Source organism: Bacteroides sp. RTP31139st1_H2_RTP31139_211217 (assembly GCF_040227615.1).
GTDB lineage: Bacteria > Bacteroidota > Bacteroidia > Bacteroidales > Bacteroidaceae > Bacteroides > Bacteroides uniformis.
In genome coordinates this window covers 51960-55582 of sequence record NZ_JBCNZM010000012.1, presented here as the reverse complement: position 1 = coordinate 55582, position 3623 = coordinate 51960, and the positions used below count along the sequence as shown (strand labels likewise).

Here is a 3623-nt window from a genome sequence, read left to right as displayed (position 1 = left end):
CGATTACTAATTTACAAAGAAAATTCGACAAACTGTTATTTTTCTATCTATTTATTTGGGTGGGAAACTTTAGTTATAATAAGTGGCATACTCACGCAGATTCATCATATCCAGACGCTTTGTCTGGCGTTGAACGGCAAACATACCGTCATAAGTAAACTTAGCCTCACCCGCCTTACCACGTTTGGTCGTAATCAAAACCACACCATTGGAACCTTGCGCACCGTAAATGGCGGTTGCCGAAGCATCTTTCAGAATTTCCATACTGACGATATCAGCAGGGTTGATGGTGGAAAGCGGAGAAATGGTGGAAACCGAGCCATTACCCAGTGCATCGCCCAAACCATAAGATGAACCGCTTTGTCCCTGACTCTGTACAATCACACCGTCAATTACATACAACGGCTCGGCATTAGCATTGATAGTGGCCTGACCACGTACGCGGATAGAGGAGGAAGAACCCGGAGCACCGGAAGTGCTGACTGCCGTCACACCGGCAGCACGCCCTTGAAGGGACTGGTCGAGATTGGTGATAATAGAACCCTTAATCTTGTCTTCACTCATGGAAACGGAAGCACCGGAAAGGTCGCTTTTCTTCATCGTACCGTACCCCACAACCACCACTTCGTCCAACATCTCGGAGTCTTCCTTCAGCGTGATGTTCACTGTTGTCTGGTTCGTTATCTTTATTTCCTGGCTGACATAGCCTATAAAGGAGACTACAATGGTAGCTCCCGGTTTCACATTCAAGGCAAAGTTACCGTCAATGTCGGTAATTACACCATTCGTTGTACCTTTTTCCAATACATTGGCACCGATAATAGGGCCCATAGCATCACTGACGACACCCGTAATTTTCTTTGTTTGCTGCACTGCCTCAACGGTATCCGTCGATGATACTGCGAAAAGCTGAGGAGCATAACCCAGACTGAACACCGAGCATATCCCCGCAAGCAGCGCTGTCTTTCTAAAATTCAAATTCATACTGTATTTCTTAGATTTAAAACAAACACAAAACCTCCCAAAAGAAGATTTTTTTAGTTAACAAAAATGAGACTGAGTCAAAAAGCCCTGATATACTATCACAGCCTTGACATTTAGGTTTACTTCCAAACAGTCCATGTCTTCATAGTTCCGTTTTTCCTTTTTTCCCATAGGCACAATTCTTTTTTTCTTAAATTATTAATGGTTAAATCATATTGCTTTTTCCCGAAAGGGTCATTTCTTCAGTTCGTCCCGTACCATTCTTCCCCATTCCTTCATATCTGCATCTTTCCAGTTTCCCTCGGAAGAAGCCGACGGATAGAACATGGAGCAAGTCTCATCCTTGTCAGACAAAGACCAGGCCACCCAGCTGATGGAATGCCGCTGCATCCAGTCCAGCCAATTCCCCCACTCTTCTTTACTGATGGGGCCGTCCCCACTTGCTTCCATACCGGCGCATTCGGAAACGAAAATCGGCAAGCCCTTGCCCAGAGCATAGTCGGCGCGGTCGCGCAGCCACTGTCCGTGGGTGTTGGCATAAAAGTGGAGTGTATACATTATATTGCTATATCCGGTAATAGGATCGTCCGCTGCCAAATGGATGTCCTGGTCCCAATGCGGACAACCAACGAGGATAACGGCATCCGGTTCTATGGCACGAATCGTCTTGATAACCTCCACAGAGTATGACTTCACCTGCTCCCAACTGTCTTCCACCGGTTCGTTGAAAACCTCATAGATGACATTAGGAACCCCTTTGTAACGGGTAGCCATTTGGGTGAAGAACTCCTTTGCTTCTTCCTGCCGCAGATTGTGGCTATGCCAGTCGATGATGACGTAAACGCCGTTCTCGATAGCAGCATCCACCACTTTCGTAACACACTCAATACCGAACTCGGGCTTGTTCACATAGCAGGCGCTATCCAAATCCACTCCCATAGAGGCCCGAAGCACTTGTGCGCCCCAGTCATTGACCAGATAAGCAACCGAAGAGGCATTGTAGAAACGGGGCCAGAACTGATGCCAGCCATAGCTGACACCGTGCAATACCACCGTGTCTCCTTCGGTATTCATCAACTGCGTACCATTGACCACCAATGCCGGTAGCGTTTCCTTTACATTTTCATTCTTCGACGGGTTTGTTCCACAACCAATGGTCATACCTAGGCAACAAACCGCCAACATAACTTTCCATATGCTTTTCATATCATACTTAGTATTTAGAGTAATAATCTTTCTTATATAACGGTACAAACGCTTTGTACACGCTTACATTCTAATTTTCAGGCAGGGATTACACGGAAAAGCACAGATAGGTTCAATTTTGCAGCTTCCGGTTTTCCGCTTTAATTATTTCAATAGTGCTGTCTGTGGCAAAGACAGAGTTCAGTCCTTGTTGTTCTTGAGCCGGGTCACCGGTATAGTCATCTCCCTTTTCCCAGAATACATGGTCGGGATTTTGTCCGGCAAAACCACCCCATGCCCAGAAGTTGCATCCGGCAAAGAGTCCGCCGCTCTCACGGTCCTGGCGGATGAGGTCGAATACATAACGGTAATATTCATCGCGGGCAGTGGTCGGTGCCTCTTTGGAAAAGCTGAAACCGTCACGGGGAAAACCGAACTCCTCCAAAACAATCGGCTTGCTGTACTTCCGAGCAATGACCATGTGGTCATCTATATACTTCTTAGTATTTTCCTTGGCACGCGGAAGAAGTTCCTTCAGGCTGTCCGCCTTCACCCAACTCCAGTTGTAAGGCCAGATGTGGATATTCAGATAATTGATGTTGGGGTCGGCATGAATCTTCTCGAAAAGATTCATATCCATTTCGCATCCCCACGAGCCCTCACTGCCGGAAGACACCATGTGGTTCGGGTCAAGTGACTTGATTTGTGCAGCCACATCGGCCATCCAGCGGGCAAACGGTTCCTTGTTCTCGTCAGAGAAAGCGCGAGGCTCGTTACCAATCTGCCAAGACATAATAGTGGGGTCATCCACATATTTTATCTGATTATACCTATTGGTGCGTGAAACAATATAATTGACATGATTGGCAAACAAGGCCTTCGCGCTGTCCGATTGGGGGAACTGCTTGACATACTCCATATAGGCGGGCCATCCGTCTACGGCAGGTACCACGGCATCACCGTGTCCGGACCATTGCAGGTAAACGGAATAGCCACCGCTCCATTCCCAGGAATTGTTCAAATAGAGGACAGCTGTCATATCACGTTCACGCAGTTCATTCATAAAATAATCCAATCCGGCTAAAATAGTATCATTATAGACGCCCGGTGCCACTTGTAAAGAGGGCTCTACCCGCGTCTTTATGCCATTTTCACCGTCAGCACCCACCAATACGCGCAGGTTGTTGATGCCAATACTTTTCAGAAAGTCCAGCTCCTTATGCAACCGTTCACGATTGCCGCCTTCACCTTCGGAACCAAGAATGGCACCGTACCAGAAATTGGTACCTACAAAATAATAGGGTTTTCCGTCGCGAACGAACTGTCCATCGGCATTGACCTTAATAAACGAATGCTCCGCAGGCTTAGGGGCACATGCCCCCAAAAGGAATAAAAGTACTGTCAGCAAAAGGAATTGTTTCTTCATATTATCAGTTTTTAAGCGATACACAAAG

2 protein-coding genes and 1 pseudogene are annotated in these 3623 nt (G+C 46.9%); all 3 read right to left on the bottom strand.

From position 1 onward, the window contains the following. Positions 1-72 precede the first annotated feature (72 nt). Positions 73-984 (bottom strand): annotated as a pseudogene (locus ABUA47_RS03340) (carboxypeptidase-like regulatory domain-containing protein); the annotation flags it as partial. 234 nt (positions 985-1218) lie between these two features. Continuing rightward, positions 1219-2190 carry a glycoside hydrolase family 5 protein gene (locus ABUA47_RS03335; protein WP_035449719.1) on the bottom strand — a complete coding sequence of 324 codons (972 nt, stop codon included), beginning with the start codon at positions 2188-2190 and terminating at the stop codon, positions 1219-1221. Positions 2191-2302: 112 nt separating this feature from the next. Next, positions 2303-3595 (bottom strand): glycoside hydrolase 5 family protein, encoded by a 1293-nt coding sequence (locus ABUA47_RS03330; protein ID WP_005825026.1) that lies wholly within the window; start codon positions 3593-3595, stop codon positions 2303-2305. Positions 3596-3623 lie beyond the last annotated feature (28 nt).

Bases quoted from the DNA above. Each gene is read 5' to 3' on its own strand.
- ABUA47_RS03335 (WP_035449719.1), bottom strand. From the start codon at position 2,190: ATGAAAAGCATATGGAAAGTTATGTTGGCGGTTTGTTGCCTAGGTATG.
- ABUA47_RS03330 (WP_005825026.1), bottom strand. From the start codon at position 3,595: ATGAAGAAACAATTCCTTTTGCTGACAGTACTTTTATTCCTTTTGGGG.